The following is a 20,068-nucleotide window of genomic DNA, read 5'->3' as shown; positions in this document are numbered from 1 at the left end:
CGAAGAAGCGCTCCCGAGCCTGATGGCTGTGCGCGTCACGGCCCAATCCGTCCCCCTCTCATCCCATTGAAGCGACTACCCGCTACCCAAGTAGCATAGGTCGCTTCCCGCTGGCTTCGTACACTCGTACCTCATACACACGCACCTGCGGGGGGGCGACGATGCAGGAGGTCCAGAACGAAGGTATCGTCAGCGCGATGTCCCAGGCCACCGATGCCCTGCAAGTGGCGCAGGAGCTGGCACGGCAGTTGTTGCACCCGCACCTGGGCTTCGTGCTGTTCTTCTGTTCCGCCGAGTACGATTTGCAGGCGCTGGGGCAGGCCTTGCAACAAAGCTTCGGCGGCATTCGTTTGGCGGGCTGCACCAGCGCCGGGGAAATCACTCCGCTGGGGTATGGGCGCAATTGCGTGACGGCGGTCGGTTTCGATCACCGGCACTTCTCCATCGCCCTCGAACTGATCGACGAGATGGAACGCTTCAGCCTGATCGACGCCCAGCAAATGGTCGAGCGCCTGGTCGGCGGCTGTCGCAGCAACACCCTGGCACCGATCAAGGGCAACAGCTTTGCCCTGACCTTGCTCGACGGCCTGTCCAGCCGCGAAGAAATGGTCCTGGCGGCCTTGAGCGCCGCGCTGGGCGACATTCCGCATTTCGGCGGTTCGGCCGGCGACGACAACTACCTGACCCACACCCATGTCTACTTCGACGGTGAGTTTCACAGCGGCGCGGCGGTGGTGGTGCTGGTCAATACCTGGCTGGACTTCGAAGTGTTCACCACCCATCACATCCTGCCCCGGGAGGAAAAACTGGTGGTCACCGGGGCCGACAGCGCTTCGCGGCGGGTCTTCGAACTCAATGCCGAGCCGGCCGCCGCCGAGTACGCCCGACACATCGGGGTGCCAGTGGCCGAACTCGATCACCGGATCTTCGCCGCGCATCCCTTGGCGGTGCGGATCAACGAGCAGTATTACGTGCGCGCCATTCAGCAGGTTCATGCCGATTTGAGCCTGAGTTTCTATTGCGCCGTGGAGAACGGCATCGTCCTCACCGCCATGACCCCCGGCCCAATGCTGCCGAACCTGCAGAGCCTGTTCGACGGCTTGCAGGAACGCCTCGGTGATTTACTGCTGACCATTGGCTGCGACTGTTTTCTGCGCCGCCTGGAGCTGGAGGACGACGGTAGCCTGGAACGGATCGGCGCTTTTTTGCGCGAGCAGCGGGTGATGGGGTTCAACACCTACGGAGAACAGTTCAATGGCATGCACATCAACCAAACGTTCACCGGGGTCGCCATTGCCCGAGGGCGTTCCCTCGGACTGCGCTGAGCTACGGGCGCAGATCGCCGGCCTGCAACACGACAATCAGAAGCTGCAACGCATCAACGCCGCGTTGATTGAACGCATCGAGTCTGGCATCACCCGGGGCAATGATCCCTACGCCGCGTTCCAGCATTCGGTGGTGCTGGCCGAGCAGGTGCGGGAACGCACCGACGCATTGAACCAGGCCATGGCCGAACTCAAGGCGGGCAACCATTTGCTCAGTGAAGCACGCTTGCGCGCGGAAACGGCTCATCGACACCTTATCGACGCGATCGAGAGCATCTCCGACGCCTTCGTGCTGTTCGATGCCCAGCAATGCATCGTCCTGTTCAACAGCCGCTTCAAGGCCTTCTGGAGCAACAGCCGGGTACGGATCAACGCCGGTATGCGCCTGACCGAGGTCAAGCGCCTGATGATGAACAACGGCCTGTTCAGCGAAGAGCCGCGCGGGCATGCCGACGAAAACCTGTTGTATCGCCTGCAGGATGGTCGCTGGTTGCAGGTCAGCGAGCGGCCGACCCAGGAAGGCGGGCGGGTGATCCTGTTCACCGACATCACCGACGTCAAACTCAGCGAAACCGTGCGCCGCGAGCAAGCAGTGGCGCAGAAGTCGCATCTGTTGCAACGGGCGGTGGACAACCTTTCCCAAGGGGTGGCGATGGTCAACGCCGACGGCATCCTGGAACTGTGGAATCGCCGGTTTCTCGAACTCAGTGGCCTGGCACCGGTAGCGGCGCATAGACCGTTTGCCGAAGTGATCGCCGACAGCGAATTGACCCTGCTGACCCCGACCAGCCGCGACGCCAACGGGCGGCCCATGCAGGAATGCGAGCAACGCCTTTACGATGGCCGGGTCCTGGAGATTCGCACCCATCCGCTGCCCATGGGCGGATTCGTCAACACCTTCACCGACATCACCGAACGCTACCAGCACGCCGAAGCCCTGAGCGAAAGCGAGCGCTGGATTCGCCTGATCACCGACCATGTGCCGGCATTGATCGCCTATCTGAATGCCGATCTGGTCTACGAATTCACCAACAAGGTCTACGAGGAGTGGTACTGCTGGCCACGGGGCGTGATGCTCGGCCAACGCTTGCGCGAAGTGCACAGCGAGCAACATTACCAGCGCCTGGAGTCCTACGTGGCCAGGGCGTTGGCCGGCGAAAGCGTGACCTTCGAGGTCGCCGAAACCAACGTCAATAACCAGGAACGCTACATGCTGCGTTCCTACGTGCCCAATCGGCTGGCCAGCGGTGAGGTGGTGGGGATTTTCGTATTGATCCGCGACATCACTGAACGCCGCCGTACCGCCGAGGCGTTGCACCAGGCCTATCAGAATCTGGAGCTGCGGGTGCGCGAACGCACCGCCGAACTGACCACCCTCAACGACCAGTTGCTGCGTGAGATCGAGGAGCGTCGCCGGGTCGAATCACGTTTGCGCGAGGCCAAGCAGGAGGCCGAGCAAGCCAATCTGTCGAAGACCAAGTTTCTCGCGGCCGTCAGCCATGACCTGCTGCAACCCTTGAACGCGGCGCGGTTGTTCACCAGCGCCTTGCTGGAACGCCGGGAAGCGACCAGCAACGAGGTGCTGGTGCGCAATGTCAGCAACTCCCTGGAAGACGTGGAAAACCTTTTGGGCACCCTGGTGGATATTTCCAAGCTCGATGCCGGGGTGATCAAGGCTGACATCGCGCCGTTCGCCCTGAGCGAGCTGTTGGACACCCTGGCGGCGGAATACACCCAGGTCGCCCGCAGCGAAGGCCTGGAGCTGCATTTCATCGCCTGTTCGGCACTGGTGCGCAGCGATATCCAGTTGTTGGCGCGCATCCTGCGCAACCTGCTGAGCAATGCCATTCGCTACACCTACAGCGGTCGCGTGGTACTGGGTTGCAGGCGCCATCACCAGCGCCTGTCGATTCAGGTCTGGGACAGCGGCATGGGCATTGCCGAAAACCGTCTGGAGGAGATTTTCCAGGAGTTCAAGCGTGGCGATGTGCAACGCCCGGATCAGGATCGCGGCCTCGGGCTGGGCCTGGCGATCGTCGAAAAAATCGCCGGCATTCTCGGGCATAGGGTCCAGGTGCGCTCATGGCCGGGCAAGGGCTCGATGTTTTGCGTCGAAGTGCCGTTAAGCGCCACCGCCCCGCAAGCAGCCCCCGGTTTGCCGATGAGCGAGCCGATGCTCGAGCGGCTGCGCGGGGCACGGGTCTGGGTGCTGGACAACGATGCGACCATCTGTGCTGGCATGCGCACGCTGCTGGAGGGCTGGGGCTGCCGAGTGGTCACGGCGCTGTCGGAGGAAGACCTGGCACGGCAAGTGGACAACTACCACGCCGACGCGGACTTGCTGATCGCCGACTATCACCTGGACAACGATCAGAACGGTGTGGACGCCGTAGCCCGGATCAATGCCCGGCGCGGCAAACCGATCCCGGCGATGATGATCACCGCCAACTACAGCAATGAGCTCAAGCAGCAGATCCGCGAACTGGGGCACACCCTGATGCACAAGCCGGTACGGCCGATGAAGCTCAAGACAGCCATGAGCCATTTGCTCGCTCGGCCTTGATTTCCCCGGTGTGGGTGCCCCCCCTGTAGGCGCGAGCCTGCTCCGGGCGGCGTTCCGACGATAGCCGCGATGCGGTCTTCAGGCAGACTCACCGCCGCAAATACGACCCGAAATCAATGTCCCCGGCACTCAGGATTGCCTGCACCCGGTTGTGCACGTTGAGCTTGCGCAGGATCGCCGAGACGTGGGCCTTGACCGTGGTTTCGGCGATTTCCAGGGTGTAGGCGATCTGTTTGTTGGACTCGCCCTTGGTCATGCGTTCCAGCACCTGCAATTGCTTGCGGGTCAGGGCCTGGAGCAGCTCCGGCGGGAAGCTTGGGGTGTCATTCATTCGCCGGTGGGTGCCGGCTCTGGCCGAGCGGATAATGTCCGGGGGCAAGTAGACATTGCCGTTGAGAATCTGTTGGATCGCGTCGGTCATCTGGCTGCGGGGCGAGGATTTGGTGATGAACCCCACCGCGCCGTAAGTGATGGCCTGCAGGACGATTTGCTTGTCTTGCTCGGCAGACACGATCACCACCGGAATGGTCGGCGCTTCGTTGCGCAGGTTGATCAAGCCATTGAGCCCGTGCATGCCGGGCATGTTCAGGTCGAGCAGGATCAGGTCCAGGTCATCGTGCTCCCGGGTCAGGGCCAGGGCGCTGTCCAGGTCGGCGGTTTCCATCACTTCGCTGCCGGCAAAGCCGTCGCTGATGACGTTGTGGATGGCTTCGCGAAACAGCGGGTGATCATCGGCAATCAGAATTTTGTACATAGCCTTTCACCTCATTATTTTGATTATGGTGTGGCAACAACACGCACGCGTAAAGCTCAGGGAAAGGGTTCGGGCCGGGCCGGCGTCACCGGCAGGTTGGCCGCCTGCCAGGCGTCCACTCCGTCACGGTACCAATACAGTGTCTTATAGCCCAGGGTGGCCGCGCGTTTGACCGCGTTCCAGCTCAACCAACAGTCGGAGCGGCAGTAAAAGACCAGCGGTTGCGTCGGGTCACCGGCGGTCAGTTTTTTCAGGTTGTCAGTGAAATAGTCCTGCCACTGTGGCGTCAGCTCACCGTCACCGGTGTTGGCCAGCCAATGGCTGCCGGGCAGGTTTTCGTGGGGCGTGTCTTCGATGAAGCGGCCTTGCAGCCATTGCCGGCGGTAGACGTCGATCAGCAGCGGGCGCGGGGATTGTTCAAGCAGGCTTTGCAGGGCCGGGGTGTCGACGAGTGTCGCGCCCTGCAGCTGGTCCGGCGTCGGGCTGCGGTACAGGTCGATGCGATAGCCCTCTGCGGAAAACAGCGGGGCTTGAGCGTGGGCGTTGCCCAGCCACAGGCTCAGCGCCAACGCAGCAAGAGAGAGACGCAGCAGGCGATGTGGGGCATGCGGCATGGGTTCAGTCCTTATCGTTATGAGCCCATTACATGCCAGTCGTGCTGCGTTTGGAATGCGACCATAGACAGGAAAACCAGTACTAAAGTAGTAATTTTGGTCCTGCAGAGGGGCTGTCAGCCGGATTTGCGCAGGGCGGCGTGTTGCGGGTTGAACGTCAGCACGGCCAGTAGCGAAAACAGCAGGGTCAGCCCCACGCACACCGCCAGCGCCAGGGCATTGAAGCGTTCATACAAGGCAAACCGCACCAGTTCCACGGCATGGGTGAACGGGTTCAGGGCGCATAACCAATACAACCACTCACTGGACTCGCGCATCTTCCACAGCGGGTACAGGGCCGACGACAGGAAAAACAGCGGGAAGATCACGAAATTCATCACCCCGGCAAAGTTCTCCAGCTGGCGGATCGCGTTCGACAGCAAAAGGCCCAGGGCACTGAGCATCAACGCCACCAGCAACAACGCCGGCAAGGCCAACAGCAGGCCCATGGCCGGCGGTTGCACGCCGTAGACCCAGGCAATGGCCAGAAACGCATACACCTGCAACAACGAAATCAGCGCCGTGGCCAACAGCTTGCTGCACAGCAGAAAGGTCCGGGGCAGGGGGCTGGTCAACAGCACGCGCATGCTGCCCATCTCGCGGTCGTAAACCATCGACAGCGAACCCTGCATGCCGTTGAACAGCAGGATCATGCAGGCCAGGCCGGGAATGATGTACACCTCATAGGGAATGTAGGTGTCGTAGGGCTCGATGATCGCGATGCCAAGGGCGGCGCGAAAACCCGCGGCGAACACCAACAGCCATAACAGGGGCCGCACCAGCGCGCTGAGAAACCGCGTGCGTTGCAGCACGAAACGCAGCCATTCGCGCAGCACGATACCGCTGAAACATTGCCAGTACGCATTCATCGGGCCGCTCCGGATGTGGTCAGACGGGTGAAGACCGAACCCAGATCGCCGCCGTGTGCCAGGCTCAACGCATCGGCCTGCCCGCTGGCGACCAGCCGGCCTTGATGGAGGATCAGCAAGTCATCGCTGGGCTGCACTTCGTCAAGCAAGTGGGTGGTCCAGAGCACGCTGATGCCCTGCTCGCGGCACAGGTTGCGAATGTGCTGGTTGAGCGCCAGGCGACTGGCGGGATCGAGTCCGACACTGGCTTCGTCGAGCAGCAGAAGACGCGGTTCATGCAGCAGGGCGCGGGCAATTTCCACCCGCCGGCGATGGCCGCCATTGAGCTCGCGTACCCGTTCGCGCCGGCGTTCGGTCAGGGCCTGCCGGGCCAGTTCCGCGTCGACCCGGAGGGCGCTCTGGCGCCTGGACAGGCCATGCAGCGCCGCGTGATAACGCAGGTTCTGCTCGACGCTGAGGTCCAGGTCGAGGGTGCTTTGTTGAAACACCACGCCCAACTGCCTGAGCGCTGGCCGTGGTGTCCTCGACAACGAGCAGCCACCGACGCGGATGTCACCGCGCTGCACGTCATAGAGCCGGGTCAGCAAGGCGATCAGGGTCGATTTGCCGGCACCGTTGGGCCCCAGCAGCGCCGCGAAGCGCCCCGGCGCCAGACTGAAACTCACTTGGCGCAAGGCCTCTCGGGCACCGTAGGCGAAGCTCAGGTCGACGACCTCCAGGGCGTTCATGGGGTCACCACCACGCCCCAGGGATAGCGTCCGACCTTCACGGATTTGGTGACCTTGAGGCTATCGACATCAATCACCGAAACGTCACCGCTGACGCCATTGGTGGCCAGCAACTGCTTTTGATCGGGGGTAAACGCCATCTGCCAGACCCGTCGCCCCACCAGCAGATAGTCGAGAATCTCGAAGGTCCTGGCATCGATCACCGCCACATGGTTAGCCGGGCCCAGCGCGACGAAGCCGTACTTGCCATCGGCGCTGAGTTTGACACCCACCGGCTGGACCTTGTCCGGGTGCACACCCTTGATCTGGAAGTTCAGGGTCTTGAGGACCTTGCGGCTGGCCACATCGAGAATGGTCACGGTGCCGCCGATTTCCGCCGAGGCCCACAGCTGCGAACCATCCGCCGAAAACTCGACGAAACGCGGGCGTTGATCCACCAGGGTGCTGTCAGTCAGGGTCTGGGTGCTGGTATCGATCCAGTGCAGCATGTTGGTGGTTTCGCTGGTGTTCACCGCCCACTTGCCATCGGGGCTGACGGCCATGCCTTCGGGTTCGACGCCGACATTGATCTGGCTGAGGACCTTGGACGTTTCGGTGTCGATCACCGTGACCAGCGCATCGTCCTCGTTGGACACATACAACCAGCGATTGTTGGGGTGCAGGGCGAACTGCTCGGGATCCTTGCCCGAAGGCAACTCCTTGATGATCTTGCGCGTGGCCACGTCCATCACCTGCACCCGGTCCGAGTCGCTGGCGCAGATGTACAGCAGCTTGTTGTCATGGGACAGCAGCAGACCGCGCGGGCGCTGGCCGACGGGCAGGGTGTCGGTGACTTGCAGGGTCTGCATGTCGATCAGGCTCAGGCTGTTGTCCTTTTCGTTGGAGACCCAGGCAGTGCTGGCCGTGGCATGCCCGGCGGCGAGCAGCAGGGCGCATGAAAGCAGGGTGCGGCGCATGGCAGATTCCTTGTTGTTGTCGTTGTTGTGCTCAGGGAAAGCGGCAGCTGACCTCGGGCTTGTCGTAACCCAGGCTGTCCATCTCGTTGAAGGGGTGCAGAAAGCCGTCCTGGGGCGAGGTGCTGACCAGTGCCCGGGGCTGGACGATGGGAATCGGCTGACGTAACTGGCCGTTCCACGGCCGATAACTGAGCTTGCGGCCCTTGAAGCCGTCCAGCGGCAGTTGATCGCTGATTTCCAGGTCACGGATCGCCATGGGCTCGGTCTGGCGCAGTTTGCTCACGGCACTGGCGATGCTGCGCACGGCCATCCACGCGGCGAAGTCACGGTCGTTCATCCAGCGTCCGGCCAGGGCTTCGAAGCGTTTTTGCAACTGCGCGGCGCCGTAGGTTTCCACGGTTTTGTGCCAGCCCACCGGGGTCAAGCCCTGGGTGCCCGCCACCGGGCGCGGGTACCAGGTCTGGTACGGCACGTATTCACCAAAATCGCCGCGTTCATCGGCCACCAACACCACGTCATATTCAGCGGTCTGGGTGAACAGCGGCATGTCGGCCTGGGCGCTGCGTCGTTGATCGTTGTCGAAGCTCCAGGCCTTTTCCGCCACCAGTTGCAGGCCGAAGCGTTTCGCCGCGCGGCGCAGGGCGGCGGCGTAGGCTTGATCGTCCGCGGTCGGGCCGACGATCAGCAGCGCCCGCTGCCATTTGCGCACCACCAGAAATTGCCCCAGGGCATCGGCGAGCATCGCCCGGCTGGGCAGGCTGTGCAGCACGTTCGGCAGGCAATCGGTGGTGCGCAGGCTGTCGTCCGGGCTGCCGGCGTTGAACAACAGACTGTCGGGAAGCACCGCGCTGAGCCGGCGCAGGGTCTCTGCCGGCGCGTTCACCACAAACAGCCGCAGGCCTTCTGCGTGCTGGGCCTTGGCGGCTTCGATCAACGCATCCGCATTGTCGGCGCTGGCACTCACCAGGCTGTAGCTGTGGTTGAGAAAGCGCCCGGTGCTATTGCTGTCGGTGATCGCCAGTTCGGCGCCACGCAACCCGGCATCGCTCGGTTCGGGAATCACGTTCGACAGCAACGGTCCAGGGTCGGGGCGATAGCCCAGGTAGCCGATCCGCACCTGCAATGACGCGTCCGCCGCCTGGCTCTGAGTCGCCAGGCCGGCAGCGCAGGCAATCGCCAGCAGATAGAACAAGGCGTAAGGGGCAAGCTGGCGCATAGGGCACTCCTTAACAGGTAGCGCCAGCATAGGAAGGCCGTGGAACCGTGGAAATATGCAGAAAGTACCGATGAGGCAGTACCAAGGTCGTAACCCGCGGCAAACGGCGCGGTTCTAGCATGGGCAGCAACGACCGTCATTCTGGATGGGACTGACCATGCGTATTCTCAAGGCACTGCTCTTGCCGTTTCTGCTGATTCTTACCCTGATCGGCGTTGACAGGCTTCACGCCCCGCGTCCCGTGCCGCCCCAGGTCCTGCCCCTGACACCGGGTCGCTAGCACCGCCGAGGTGCGAGTGCGCCACAAGCTCTACGACCAAGGGAGGAGGTCGCGACCACCAAAGCAGCATGGGGCCGGCGCGGCGGGGTTCCTAAGATGATCGCCATAGCCTCTGCCAAGAGGTTTTGCGTGCAATCTTGAGGGCATAACAATGACAACAAAACGCAACGCCTTGCTCGCTGCCGGACTGCTGGCCGGCTTTATCAGTGCAGGTTCCGTATGGGCCCACGGCAACGTGGTGCCTCAGGCCGTCGAAACCAAAGGCCTGACGCCGATCAAGGATGCCGGTGTGAAGGTGGATGGTGATGGCTGGGCCGCCGAGAACCCGTACCGCAATTCCCCGGAGCACGACAAGGCCCTGGAAATCGGCTCGTCGGCCTACACCCAGAACTGCGCGGCCTGTCACGGTCTGGAGGCCATATCAGGCGGAATCGCACCGGATTTGCGCAAGCTTGATGTCGGCGATGCCGGCGATGAGTGGTTCGTCGAACGGGTGCGCAACGGGGCGGTGCGAGATGGTCGGGTCTACATGCCGAAGATGGCCGACTACCTGAGCCAGGAAGCCCTGTGGGCGGTCCGCACTTATCTGGACAGCGTCCACATCGAGGAGTAACCCATGCGCCTGCTCGCGGTGTTGATCAGCGCTGTGTGGCTGTGCTGCCAGTCGGTGCAGGCGCAGGTCCGCAACTATGACGAAATGATCGCCGCCGGGGAACTGAAGGTAGCGGTCTACAAGGACTTCGCGCCCTACAGTTTCGAAGACGCCGGTCAGCCTCGCGGTGTCGACGTCGAACTCGCCGAGGCGCTGGCCAAGGCGCTGGGCGTGCGCCTGACGCTGATCTGGGCGCCGGCCGGAGAAAAACTCGACGACGACCTGCGTGACTACATCTGGCGTGCCAGTCCGCTGCACAAGCAGCAACTGGCCGACCTGATGATGCGCGTGCCTTACGACCGCGACTACGCGCAGAAACGCAACGAGTTCGGCGAGATGGAAAACGGTCATGTGGTGATGTTCGGTCCTTACCAGAACGAGCAATGGCAAGTGGCGTACGACCGTCGGCGACTGGACAAGGTCGGCAGTGTCGCGGTGTTCGAGCAGCACCCGATCGGGGTCGAGGTCGACAGCGTGCCGTCGTTTTACCTGACCTCGGTGTTCAACGGCATGCTCGCCGGCAAGACCCACCATTACCCGGGCGTACCCCAGGCGTTTGCAGCGATGAAGGCCGGTGAGGTCGACGCGGTGATGGCCATGCGCGGCGAGATCGACTGGCAGGTGCACGAGGCCGCCGACCCGCAAGTGGCGCTGGCGGAAAACGCTTATCCGAACATGGGCAAACAACTCTGGGAAATCGGCATGGCCGTGCACGAAAGCAACCGGCAGCTGGCCTATGCCGTGGAAGAGGCACTGGAAGGGCTGATCCGCGAGGGCTCGGTGAAAACCATCTATGGCCATTACGGCCTGCGGTATGACGTACCCGAGATGTATCAATAGGAGCGGGCGATGAACTGGCAAGCGAGTTGTCTGTTGGCCTGCTGGTTGAGCCTGGGCCAGGCCGCACAGGCCGCCGACATCGATCCGGGCAAGGACCCGGTGCCGTCGGTCATGTGGTCGTTCTATCACAAGCAAATGCTGGGCGATGCGCCGTTCGTGTTTGACGAACGGGTCAAGCTGCTGGCCCCGCCGTTTGCCGAGGACGCCCGACAAGTGCCGGTGGAAATCGACGCCCGGGCGTTCAAGGGTGAGGTGGTGAGAATACTGGCCTGGGCCGAGCTGAACCCGTTGCCGAAAATCGTCGACTTCGAACCCTTGAGTGGTGTGCTGCCGTGGCTGTCGGTGCGTATTCGCGTCGAACAGGCAACGCCATTGCGCGCGGCGGTACTGACCCGCGATGGTTTGTGGCATGTCGGTTCGGCCCTGATCGATGCGGCGGGCGGCGGCTGTACCGCGCCCAGTGTGGTGCGTACCCAACCAGGCTGGGAGGAACACATCGGCGAGGTGCTGGGCGGGCGCTATCCACGTGGCGATTTCAGTCGTCTGCGCCTGCAGGTGGCACACCCGATGGACAACGGCATGGTCAGCGGCATTCCGGAGTTTTTCATCAATCACGCCGAATTAAGGGACTCGAACAATCACGTATTGGCGCGCCTGGAACTGTTTCCCGCCGTCAGTGAAAACCCCAACCTGGCCTTTGACATTGAAGGGGCAGGGCAGACGCGCCTGGTGTTGCGCGACAACAGCGGCAATCAATTCGATGCGTCGATCCCCTGACCCCAAGGAGTGTGTCATGCGCTGGATGCTGTTGTTGTTCGTGGGCCTGAGCCTGGCGGCCATGGCCGATCTCGACTACGTACTCAAACCCCGGCAGATCGCCGAAGACACCTGGCTGCTGGAAGGCAGCACCGACAATTTCGCCACGGCCAACGGCGGCAATATCGTCAACACCGCATTCATCGTCACCGAGCGCGGCGTGGTGGTGATCGATACCGGGCCATCGAAGCGCTACGGTGAAGCCATGCGCCGGGCGATTGCCACCACCACGGATAAACCGGTGATCGAAGTGCTGTTGACGCACCATCACCCGGACCATGTGCTGGGTAACCAGGCCTTCACCGATGTGCCGATCGGTGCGCTGGCCGGCACCACCGAGCTGTTGCATCAACAGGGTGATGCGATGGCGCAAAACATGTATCGGCTGGTGGGCGACTGGATGCGGGGCACCGAAGTGGTGTTGCCGACCCGGACACTGACCGCCGGCATGCAACGTTTTGGGAACCACGATCTGCAGCTGCTGAGCCTGGGTGGGCATACGGGTGCGGATCTGGCTATTCTCGACCAGAAAACCGGCGTGCTGTTCGCCGGGGATCTGGTGTTTTATCAACGGGCGCTGACCACGCCCAACAGTCCGGGGTTATCGGTGTGGCTGGCGGACATCGCCACCTTGCAAGCGTTGCCCTGGACGCTGGTCGTGCCCGGCCACGGGCCGGTGGCCAGCGATGCAAAGCCGTTCGAGCAAATGCGTGATTACCTGAGCTGGCTCGACCAGCTGATGCGCGACGGCGCCGCCCGGGGCAGCGACATGGCCGAGATGATCCGCAGCCCCATTCCCGAACGCTTCGCCGGCATCAACCTGAGCCGCTATGAGCTGATCCGCAGCGTCAGCCACCTGTACCCGCGCTACGAACGCACGCAAATGACCCGAGTGGATTCGGCCGCGCAGCAATGATCAACACCCCTTGTAGAAGCGAGCCTGCTCGCGATGAACCTGAGAGCGCCGCGGGGTGTCAGGTTTCCAACGTTATCGTTCACCACCATCGCGAGCAGGCTCGCTCCTACAGGGGGAGCGCGCCCTATCCACACCCAACCCCCTACCAAGGAACTAGAAAACTCCACACAGCGGGTCATTGTTGCAAGGGCTGCGGCGCCCAAGAATCTGCATCACACCGGGAAAATTTCCCGCAAATAACAAAAACCGCAGAGGTAGCCGTCATGACTCAACCCGCACGTCGCCAGCCCTTCGTCTTGAGCCTGTTGCTCAGTGCCATGCTGTTGTCCGGCCAGGCACTGGCCGGGGTCACCGACCAGGACATTCTCCAGGACCCCAAGAACCCGGAGCAGATCGTCACCAACGGCCTGGGCGTCCAGGGTCAGCGCTACAGCCCGCTGGACATTCTCAATGTCGGCAACGTCAAGGAGTTGCGGCCGGTCTGGGCCTTCTCCTTCGGCGGTGAAAAGCAGCGCGGTCAGCAAGCGCAGCCGATGATCAAGGACGGCGTGATGTACATGACCGGCTCCTACTCGCGGGTATTCGCCGTGGATGCGCGCACCGGCAAGAAACTCTGGCAATACGATGCGCGCCTGCCGGATGACATCCGTCCCTGCTGCGACGTGATCAACCGTGGGGTGGCGTTGTATGGCGACCTGGTGATCTTCGGCACCCTCGACGCCAAGCTCGTGGCGCTGAACAAGGACACCGGCAAGGTGGTCTGGAGCAAAAAGGTCGCCGACCACAAGGAAGGTTACTCGATCAGTGCCGCGCCGCTGGTGATCAACGGCAAACTGATTACCGGCGTGGCCGGTGGCGAGTTCGGCGTGGTGGGCAAGATCGAAGCCTATGACCCGAAAAACGGTGACCTGCTGTGGACCCGGCCGACCGTGGAAGGCCACATGGGCTACGTCTACAAGGACGGCAAAGCGGTGGAGAACGGTATCTCCGGCGGCGAGGCTGGCAAGACCTGGCCCGGCGACCTCTGGAAAACCGGTGGCGCGGCGCCCTGGCTGGGCGGCTACTACGACCCCGAAACCAATCTGCTGCTGTTCGGCACCGGCAACCCGGCGCCGTGGAACTCGCACCTGCGCCCTGGCGACAACCTCTACTCGTCCTCGCGCTTGGCGCTCAACCCGGACGACGGCACCATCAAATGGCACTTCCAGAGCACCCCTCACGACGGTTGGGACTTTGACGGCGTGAACGAACTGATCTCGTTCAACTACAACGAGGGTGGCAAGGAAATCAAGGCGGCGGCGACCGCCGACCGTAACGGTTTTTTCTACGTGCTGGACCGCACCAACGGTAAATTCATTCGCGGTTTTCCGTTCGTGGACAAGATCACCTGGGCCACCGGGCTCGATAAGGACGGCCGGCCGATCTACAACGAAGCCAGTCGTCCTGGCGCACCCGGCACCGAAGCCAAGGGCAGTTCAGTGTTCGTAGCTCCGGCATTCCTCGGCGCGAAAAACTGGATGCCGATGGCGTACAACCGCGACACCGGGCTGTTCTATGTACCGTCCAACGAATGGGGCATGGACATCTGGAACGAGGGTATCGCCTACAAGAAAGGCGCGGCGTTCCTCGGCGCCGGTTTCACCATCAAGCCATTGAATGAAGACTACATCGGCGTGCTGCGGGCGATCGACCCGAAAACCGGCAAGGAAGTCTGGCGCCACAAGAACTACGCGCCGCTGTGGGGCGGGGTACTGACCACCAAGGGCAACCTGGTGTTCACCGGGACGCCGGAAGGATTCCTGCAAGCGTTCAACGCCAAGACCGGCGAGAAAGTCTGGGAGTTCCAGACCGGTTCCGGCGTACTGGGCTCGCCCGTGACCTGGGAAATGGACGGCGAACAGTACGTCTCGGTTCTTTCGGGTTGGGGCGGCGCCGTACCACTGTGGGGCGGTGAGGTGGCCAAGCGCGTCAAGGACTTCAACCAGGGCGGCATGCTCTGGACCTTCAAACTGCCGAAGGATCTGGTGGCCAAGCACTGACGCCAGGACCACCGCATAACCCCTGTAGGAGCGAGCCTGCTCGCGATGAACCCGAGAACACCGAGGCGTGTCAGGTACCCAGCGTTATCGTTCACGACCATCGCGAGCAGGCTCGCTCCTACGACCAAATAACGAGAGTCCCCCTGCCAACGGCGCATTCGTCTGGCGCGCGGGGCTCTCTAGTATCGGTTCATCGCCTGTTGGTTCGACAGGCACCGACCCAGACAGAGGCCCACCATGATCTACGCACAACCCGGAACACCAGGCTCAGTCGTATCCTTCAGGCCACGCTACGGCAACTTCATCGGCGGCGAGTTCGTCGCGCCGGTCAATGGCGAGTACTTCACCAATACCTCGCCGGTCAACGGTGAAGTGATCGCCGAGTTCCCGCGCTCCAGCGCCGCCGACATCGACAAGGCCCTCGACGCGGCCCATGCCGCCGCCGATGCCTGGGGCAAGACCTCGGCCCAGGATCGCTCCCTGGTGCTGTTGAAAATCGCCGATCGCATCGAGCAAAACCTGGAAATCCTCGCCGTCACCGAAACCTGGGACAACGGCAAGGCCGTGCGTGAAACCCTCAATGCCGACGTGCCCCTGGCCGCCGACCATTTCCGTTATTTCGCCGGCTGCATCCGTGCCCAGGAAGGCGGCGCCGCCGAGATCAACGAGCTGACCACCGCCTATCACTTCCACGAGCCACTGGGTGTGGTCGGGCAAATCATTCCGTGGAACTTCCCGCTGCTGATGGCGGCGTGGAAACTCGCGCCGGCCCTGGCGGCAGGCAACTGCATCGTGCTCAAACCGGCCGAACAGACGCCGCTGTCAATCATGGTGTTTGCCGAACTGATTGCCGACCTGCTGCCGGCGGGCGTACTGAACATCGTCCAGGGTTTCGGCCGTGAAGCCGGCGAGGCCCTGGCCACCAGCAAGCGCATCGCCAAGATCGCCTTCACCGGTTCGACCCCGGTCGGCGCGCACATCATGCATTGCGCCGCCGAAAACATCATTCCAAGCACCGTGGAACTGGGCGGCAAGTCGCCGAACATCTTCTTCGAAGACATCATGAACGCCGAGCCCGCGTTCATCGAAAAGGCCGCCGAAGGGCTGGTGCTGGCGTTCTTCAACCAGGGCGAAGTGTGCACCTGTCCGTCGCGGGCGCTGGTGCAGGAGTCGATCTATGAACCGTTCATGGCCGAAGTCATGAAGAAAATCGTCAAGATCAAGCGCGGCAATCCGCTGGACACCGACACCATGGTCGGCGCCCAGGCGTCGGAGCAGCAATACGACAAAATCCTCTCGTACCTGACCATCGCCCAGGAGGAGGGCGCCGAGCTGCTCACCGGTGGCGCGGCCGAGCGTCTTGAGGGTGACTTGTCCAGCGGCTATTACATCCAGCCGACGCTGCTCAAGGGCACCAACAACATGCGCGTGTTCCAGGAAGAAATCTTCGGTCCGGTGGTGGGCGTCACCACCTTCAAGGACGAAGCCGAAGCCCTGGCGATCGCCAACGACACCGAGTTCGGCCTCGGTGCCGGGCTCTGGACCCGCGACATCAACCGCGCTTATCGCATGGGCCGGGCGATCAAGGCCGGACGTGTCTGGACCAACTGCTACCACCTGTACCCGGCGCATGCCGCGTTCGGTGGCTACAAGAAATCCGGTGTCGGCCGCGAGAACCACAAGATGATGCTCGACCATTATCAGCAGACCAAAAACCTGCTGGTGAGCTACGACATCAACCCGCTGGGGTTCTTCTAACCTCGCACTAACGACACTCAACCTGTAGGAGCGAGCCTGCTCGCGATGGACGTCAACGATGACGCGTTCAGTCTGTATGTACGCGGTGTCTATACGTCCATCGCGAGCGGGCTCGCTCCTACAACGTTTGTGCGTGCATGACGATCATGCACCCCCTACCAACGCACCCTGCCACCTCCTTCGAAAGTAGCATTCGACCCCCCGGCGCCCCGTGCATTAATGGTTCTACCGGAATCGCCCGGCACAACAAGAGGATTGACCCATGTGGACTAAACCCGCGTTTACCGACCTACGCATTGGCTTCGAAGTGACGATGTATTTCGCCAACCGTTGATGGTTCACCCGGCCAGCCAGGGTGTTGGCCGGGCCTGCCTTTTGGGAGCATTGCCCATGCACATCCGCGTTCTCGGTTCCGCCGCCGGCGGTGGTTTTCCGCAATGGAACTGCAACTGCCGGCAATGCGCCGGTCTGCGCAATGGCAGCCTGCGCGCGCAACGGCGCACCCAGTCGTCGATTGCCCTGAGCGACGACGGCGTGGCGTGGGTGCTGTGCAATGCTTCACCGGACATCCGTGCGCAACTCGAGAGTTTTGCGCCGCTGCAACCGGCCCGCCGTCTGCGGGATACTGCCGTCGCGGGCGTGGTGCTGATGGACAGCCAGATCGACCACTGCACCGGCCTGCTGAGCCTGCGTGAGGGCTGCCCGCATGACGTCTGGTGCACCGAACGGGTCCATCAGGACCTGAGCACGGGCTTCCCGTTGTTCAACATGCTTGCGCACTGGAACGGCGGGTTGCAGTGGCAACCACTGGGTCTGGATCGCCAGCCCTTCAGCATCAAGGCCTGCGGGCATTTGCAGTTTCGGGCGATTCCTTTGGTGAGCAACGCACCGCCGTACTCGCCCAATCGCGGCAACCCACAGCCAGGCGACACCATTGGCCTGTTCATTGAAGACCTGCGCAGTGGCGCGTCGTTGTTCTACGCGCCAGGCCTGGGGCAAATCGATGACGAAGTATTGGGCTGGATGCAACGCGCCGATTGCCTGCTGCTCGACGGCACCCTGTGGCGCGACGATGAAATGCGCGTGTGTGAAGTCGGCCAGAGCCTGGGCAGCGAGATGGGGCATCTGCCGCAAAGCGGGCCCGGCGGCATGCTCGAAGTGCTGGAAGGTTTCCCCCGTCAGCGCAAGGTGCTGATCCACATTAACAACACCAATCCGATCCTCGATGAAGACTCGGCCGAACGGGCGCTGCTGGAACGGCGGGGCATCGAAGTGGCGTATGACGGCATGAGTATCGAGCTGTAGCCGACGGCCCCTTCGTCGGAACGCCGCCCGGAGCAAGCTCGCTCTCACATTTGGAATGCGAATTCCTGTGGGAGCGAGCCTGCTCGCGATGAGGGCGGTCCGGGCACCGCAGAACGCCAAGGATAATAAAATGACAGACAGACCGCTGACCCCCACCGAATTCGAAACCGCCCTGCGTGCCAAGGGTGCCTACTACCACATCCACCACCCATTCCACCAAGCCATGTACGCCGGGCGTGCCAGTCGTGAGCAGATTCAGGGTTGGGTCGCCAATCGCTTTTACTACCAGGTGAACATCCCGTTGAAGGACGCGGCGATTCTGGCCAACTGCCCTGACCGCGAGGTGCGTCGGGAATGGCTGCAACGGATTCTCGATCATGACGGCGCACCCGGCAGCGAGGGCGGCATCGAAGCCTGGTTGCGCCTGGGTGAGGCCGTGGGGCTTGAGCGTGAACGGATTCTGTCCCAGGAGCTGGTGTTGCCCGGGGTGCGATTTGCCGTGGACGCCTACGTCAATTTCGCCCGCCGTGCCTGCTGGCAGGAGGCGGCGAGCAGCTCGCTGACCGAACTGTTCGCACCACAGATCCATCAATCGCGGCTCGACGCCTGGCCCACGCATTACCCGTGGATCGACGTCGCCGGCTACGACTATTTCCGTACCCGCCTGAGTCAGGCCCGACGCGATGTCGAGCACGGGTTGCGCATCACCCTGGCGTATTACACCACCGCCGAGGCGCAGCGGCGCATGCTGGACATCCTGCAGTTCAAGCTCGATGTGCTGTGGAGCATGCTCGATGCCATGAGCATGGCCTATGAACTGGAACGCCCGCCGTACCACACGGTGACCCGCGACAACGTCTGGCACCGGGGGATTGCCCTGTGAGCCCGATCGGTCGCGACCAGGCACTGGCCCTGCGCCGGGGTTTTCGCCTGCAATGGGAGCCCCGCCAAGGCTGTCACGTGCTGCTGTACCCCGAAGGCATGATCAAGCTCAACGCCAGTGCCGGGCTCATCCTTGAACGGGTGGACGGCCAGCGCAGCGTGGCGGCGATCATTGATCACTTGACCGAGAGTTTCCCCGGTGTGCCGGGGATCGATGAGGATGTGTTGGCGTTTCTGGAGGTGGCCCATGCGCAATTCTGGATCGAGTGACGCGCTGCCGGGGCCGCCGCTGTGGCTGCTGGCGGAGCTGACGTATCGCTGTCCCTTGCAATGCCCCTATTGCTCCAATCCACTGGATTTTGCCGGGCAGGGCGAAGAGTTGAGCACCGACGAATGGATTCGGGTGTTCCGCGAGGCGCGTGAGATGGGCGCCGCGCAATTGGGTTTTTCCGGTGGCGAGCCCCTGGTTCGCCAGGACCTGGCCGAGCTGATCAAGGCCGCCCGGGACATGGGGTACTACACCAACCTGATCACCTCGGGCATTGGCCTGACCGAGCAGAAAGTGCGCGACTTCAAAGTCGCCGGGCTCGATCACATCCAGATCAGCTTCCAGGCCGCCGACGAAGCGGTGAACAACCTGCTCGCCGGTTCACGCAAGGCCTTCGCGCAGAAACTGGCCATGGCCCGTGCGGTGAAAGCCCAGGGCTATCCGATGGTGCTGAACTTCGTCACCCATCGGCACAACATCGACCGCATCGAGCAAATCATCGACCTGTGCCTGGAACTGGAAGCAGATTTCGTCGAATTGGCCACGTGCCAGTTCTATGGCTGGGCCGAGCTCAACCGCGTCGGGCTGTTGCCGACGCGCGCGCAATTGCAGCGAGCCGAGCGTATTACCAACGAGTATCGCGAACGTCTTGAGGCCCAGGGGCACCCGTGCAAACTGATCTTCGTCACCCCGGACTATTACGAAGAACGGCCCAAGACCTGCATGAACGGCTGGGCCAACCTGTTTCTCGACATCACCCCGGACGGCACGGCCTTGCCTTGTCACAGTGCCCGGCAATTGCCGGTGCCGTTTCCCAACGTGCGCGAACACAGCATCGAGCACATCTGGAACCACTCGTTCGGCTTCAACCGTTTTCGCGGCGATGACTGGATGAAGGAGCCATGCCGCTCCTGCGATGAAAAGCACAAGGACCTGGGCGGCTGTCGTTGCCAGGCCTTCATGCTCACCGGAGACGCCGCCAATGCCGACCCGGTGTGCAGCAAGTCGCCCCATCACGGGGTCATCCTCAAGGCGCGGGAGGAGGCCGAGGCACCGGGGCTGGGCATGGAACACCTGACGTTGCGCAACGAAAAAGCGTCGAGGCTGATCTACCGTGGCTGATTGAACACACACATCCCCTGTAGGAGCGAGCCTGCTCGCGATGGTGCATCAGTAAAAGGCGCGGCGACTGACACTCCATCGCGAGCAGGCTCGGTCCTACAGGGGGCATTGGTTGACGCGACAATC

General features: G+C 62.5%; 20 protein-coding genes and 1 pseudogene. 14 read left to right on the top strand and 7 right to left on the bottom strand.

Annotated features, from left to right (window positions below; all coding sequences use genetic code 11):
- Nucleotides 1-161: 161 nt before the first annotated feature.
- Both nosP and nahK read left to right on the top strand, forming a co-directional pair.
- Nucleotides 162-1,325 (top strand): nitric oxide-sensing protein NosP, encoded by a 1,164-nt coding sequence (gene nosP, locus F7R06_RS07655; protein ID WP_090320597.1) that lies wholly within the window; start codon nucleotides 162-164, stop codon nucleotides 1,323-1,325.
- Nucleotides 1,255-3,888 carry a hybrid sensor histidine kinase/response regulator NahK/ErcS' gene (nahK, locus tag F7R06_RS07650; protein ID WP_090320600.1) on the top strand — a complete coding sequence of 878 codons (2,634 nt, stop codon included), beginning with the start codon at nucleotides 1,255-1,257 and terminating at the stop codon, nucleotides 3,886-3,888. The genes nosP and nahK overlap by 71 nt, the downstream gene beginning before the upstream one ends.
- A gap of 88 nt (nucleotides 3,889-3,976) precedes the next feature.
- Here nahK and F7R06_RS07645 read toward each other — a convergent pair whose 3' ends face one another.
- The 6 genes from F7R06_RS07645 to F7R06_RS07620 form a co-directional block, all read right to left on the bottom strand.
- Nucleotides 3,977-4,642, bottom strand: a complete 666-nt coding sequence (locus tag F7R06_RS07645) for a response regulator transcription factor (protein WP_090320603.1) — start codon at nucleotides 4,640-4,642, stop codon at nucleotides 3,977-3,979.
- Between the two features lie 56 nt (nucleotides 4,643-4,698).
- The gene (locus F7R06_RS07640) at nucleotides 4,699-5,256 is read right to left on the bottom strand and encodes a PQQ-dependent catabolism-associated CXXCW motif protein (protein WP_090320606.1); all 558 of its coding nucleotides are present in this window, start codon (nucleotides 5,254-5,256) and stop codon (nucleotides 4,699-4,701) included.
- A 116-nt stretch (nucleotides 5,257-5,372) separates the two neighbouring features.
- Nucleotides 5,373-6,164, bottom strand: a complete 792-nt coding sequence (locus F7R06_RS07635; RefSeq protein WP_090320609.1) for an ABC transporter permease — start codon at nucleotides 6,162-6,164, stop codon at nucleotides 5,373-5,375.
- Nucleotides 6,161-6,892: an ABC transporter ATP-binding protein gene (locus F7R06_RS07630; protein ID WP_090320612.1), complete on the bottom strand. Its 732-nt coding sequence runs from the start codon at nucleotides 6,890-6,892 to the stop codon at nucleotides 6,161-6,163. Before F7R06_RS07630 ends, F7R06_RS07635 begins: the two co-directional genes overlap by 4 nt.
- The gene (locus F7R06_RS07625) at nucleotides 6,889-7,848 is read right to left on the bottom strand and encodes a YVTN family beta-propeller repeat protein (RefSeq protein WP_090320615.1); all 960 of its coding nucleotides are present in this window, start codon (nucleotides 7,846-7,848) and stop codon (nucleotides 6,889-6,891) included. Before F7R06_RS07625 ends, F7R06_RS07630 begins: the two co-directional genes overlap by 4 nt.
- A gap of 31 nt (nucleotides 7,849-7,879) precedes the next feature.
- Nucleotides 7,880-9,064 (bottom strand): ABC transporter substrate-binding protein, encoded by a 1,185-nt coding sequence (locus F7R06_RS07620; RefSeq protein WP_090320618.1) that lies wholly within the window; start codon nucleotides 9,062-9,064, stop codon nucleotides 7,880-7,882.
- Between the two features lie 157 nt (nucleotides 9,065-9,221).
- Between F7R06_RS07620 and F7R06_RS31225 the strand changes: the two genes are divergently transcribed.
- From F7R06_RS31225 to F7R06_RS07600, 5 genes are all read left to right on the top strand, one after another.
- On the top strand, nucleotides 9,222-9,344 hold the full coding sequence (locus tag F7R06_RS31225) for a hypothetical protein (protein ID WP_281198139.1): 123 nt from the start codon (nucleotides 9,222-9,224) through the stop codon (nucleotides 9,342-9,344).
- 151 nt (nucleotides 9,345-9,495) lie between these two features.
- Nucleotides 9,496-9,957, top strand: a complete 462-nt coding sequence (pedF, locus tag F7R06_RS07615) for a cytochrome c-550 PedF (RefSeq protein ID WP_090320621.1) — start codon at nucleotides 9,496-9,498, stop codon at nucleotides 9,955-9,957.
- Nucleotides 9,958-9,960: 3 nt separating this feature from the next.
- Complete coding sequence (locus tag F7R06_RS07610; RefSeq protein WP_090320624.1) at nucleotides 9,961-10,836, top strand: substrate-binding periplasmic protein; 876 nt, start codon at nucleotides 9,961-9,963, stop codon at nucleotides 10,834-10,836.
- 9 nt (nucleotides 10,837-10,845) lie between these two features.
- Nucleotides 10,846-11,613: a quinoprotein dehydrogenase-associated SoxYZ-like carrier gene (locus F7R06_RS07605; RefSeq protein ID WP_090320627.1), complete on the top strand. Its 768-nt coding sequence runs from the start codon at nucleotides 10,846-10,848 to the stop codon at nucleotides 11,611-11,613.
- 16 nt (nucleotides 11,614-11,629) lie between these two features.
- Nucleotides 11,630-12,568, top strand: coding sequence for a quinoprotein relay system zinc metallohydrolase 1 (locus tag F7R06_RS07600; protein ID WP_090320630.1), 939 nt, complete (start codon nucleotides 11,630-11,632; stop codon nucleotides 12,566-12,568).
- Between the two features lie 11 nt (nucleotides 12,569-12,579).
- Here F7R06_RS07600 and F7R06_RS31050 read toward each other — a convergent pair.
- Nucleotides 12,580-12,657: pseudogene (locus tag F7R06_RS31050) on the bottom strand (outer membrane lipoprotein carrier protein LolA); the annotation flags it as partial.
- Nucleotides 12,658-12,831: 174 nt separating this feature from the next.
- On the opposite strand from F7R06_RS31050, the gene F7R06_RS07595 reads away from it, so the two are divergent.
- The 7 genes from F7R06_RS07595 to pqqE all read left to right on the top strand — a co-directional run bounded on the left by F7R06_RS07595 (nucleotide 12,832) and on the right by pqqE (nucleotide 19,942).
- On the top strand, nucleotides 12,832-14,607 hold the full coding sequence (locus F7R06_RS07595; RefSeq protein ID WP_090320633.1) for a PQQ-dependent methanol/ethanol family dehydrogenase: 1,776 nt from the start codon (nucleotides 12,832-12,834) through the stop codon (nucleotides 14,605-14,607).
- A 237-nt stretch (nucleotides 14,608-14,844) separates the two neighbouring features.
- Nucleotides 14,845-16,365, top strand: coding sequence for an acetaldehyde dehydrogenase ExaC (gene exaC / locus F7R06_RS07590; protein ID WP_090320636.1), 1,521 nt, complete (start codon nucleotides 14,845-14,847; stop codon nucleotides 16,363-16,365).
- A 262-nt stretch (nucleotides 16,366-16,627) separates the two neighbouring features.
- The gene (pqqA, locus tag F7R06_RS07585) at nucleotides 16,628-16,699 is read left to right on the top strand and encodes a pyrroloquinoline quinone precursor peptide PqqA (RefSeq protein ID WP_003253598.1); all 72 of its coding nucleotides are present in this window, start codon (nucleotides 16,628-16,630) and stop codon (nucleotides 16,697-16,699) included.
- 56 nt (nucleotides 16,700-16,755) lie between these two features.
- On the top strand, nucleotides 16,756-17,670 hold the full coding sequence (gene pqqB / locus F7R06_RS07580) for a pyrroloquinoline quinone biosynthesis protein PqqB (RefSeq protein ID WP_090320639.1): 915 nt from the start codon (nucleotides 16,756-16,758) through the stop codon (nucleotides 17,668-17,670).
- A gap of 130 nt (nucleotides 17,671-17,800) precedes the next feature.
- A complete protein-coding gene (pqqC, locus tag F7R06_RS07575) occupies nucleotides 17,801-18,553 on the top strand; it encodes a pyrroloquinoline-quinone synthase PqqC (protein ID WP_090320642.1) in 753 nt (250 codons plus the stop codon).
- Nucleotides 18,550-18,822, top strand: a complete 273-nt coding sequence (pqqD, locus tag F7R06_RS07570; protein WP_090320645.1) for a pyrroloquinoline quinone biosynthesis peptide chaperone PqqD — start codon at nucleotides 18,550-18,552, stop codon at nucleotides 18,820-18,822. The genes pqqC and pqqD overlap by 4 nt, the downstream gene beginning before the upstream one ends.
- Nucleotides 18,800-19,942: a pyrroloquinoline quinone biosynthesis protein PqqE gene (pqqE, locus tag F7R06_RS07565; protein WP_090320648.1), complete on the top strand. Its 1,143-nt coding sequence runs from the start codon at nucleotides 18,800-18,802 to the stop codon at nucleotides 19,940-19,942. The genes pqqD and pqqE overlap by 23 nt, the downstream gene beginning before the upstream one ends.
- Nucleotides 19,943-20,068: the final 126 nt, after the last annotated feature.

The sequence above is a fragment of the Pseudomonas moorei genome (genome assembly GCF_008801475.1).
In the GTDB taxonomy this organism is placed as follows: Bacteria; Pseudomonadota; Gammaproteobacteria; order Pseudomonadales; family Pseudomonadaceae; genus Aquipseudomonas; species Aquipseudomonas moorei.
This window is presented reverse-complemented; position numbering and strand designations above follow the sequence as displayed.